The sequence below is a fragment of the Rhodococcus sp. C26F genome, assembly GCF_053345925.1.
In genome coordinates this window covers 22,926-23,791 of record NZ_JBKFBA010000023.1, presented here as the reverse complement: position 1 = coordinate 23,791, position 866 = coordinate 22,926, and the positions used below count along the sequence as shown (strand labels likewise).

Below are 866 nucleotides of genomic sequence, written 5' to 3'. Positions count from 1 at the left end.
CCCCTGAAGCAGGGACCCGGTCGCTTCCGTCGGAACACGCGCCGTCGTCAGAACACCAGGACTGCGAAGACGGTCGAGAGGATCAGCCCCGCCATCACCGGCAGGAAGCACTTGCGGGCGAGATCGAGCACGGGCACCCGGGCGAAACCGGCCACCGCGACCAGCGAGGACCAGGCGATGATGACGCCGCCACCGGCCCAGATGTTGCCCATCTGACCGATCGCCGCGAGCGTCGAGGGGTCGACGTCGACGGCCGGTCCGAGAGCACCCGACAGCGCACCGGTGAGGGGCAGTCCGCTGAATCCGGACCCGTCGAGCCCGGCGACGAGGCCGATGAGCAGGATGCCGAAGGACGTGATGAAGGCGTTCTGCGGAAGGTGCGACTGCACCGTGGTCACGAGGTCGAACAGGATAGCCGGGCCCGCGGCGTCGGCGGAGATGCCGAGGATCGGTCCCGCGAACTCCGGATTACCGATGAAGAAGAAGCCGGCGATCGGGAGGACGCAGCCCATGGCCTTGAAGGCGAAGACCAGGCCGTCGACCAGATGGTCCGAAGTCGTCTCGAGGAAACCTCCGCGGTCGGTCGACGCTGCGGCGGCGAACAGGATCAGCGCTGCGATCCCACCCACGATCGCGGCGGCGTCACCACCCTGCAGCGGCGGCACGACCTCGGTGAACTTGCCCAGCATCAAGTAGACGATGAACGCGAGGTAGGCGAGCGGCACGAGCATCGCGAACGCCTTCGCGGTACCGCGGCGTTCCTTCTCCGCCGCGGCGTCGGGGTCGGCGATCGGGTCGGACGGCGCCACGAGCACCGCCGTGGCCGTCGCCGCCTGCTCTCCGCCGCCGCTGGGGCCACCGGCCGG

General features: G+C 69.6%; 1 pseudogene. It reads right to left on the bottom strand.

The features are described 5' to 3' along the window. Positions 1–47 precede the first annotated feature (47 nt). Positions 48–866: pseudogene (locus tag ACLBYD_RS20240) on the bottom strand (hypothetical protein); the annotation flags it as partial.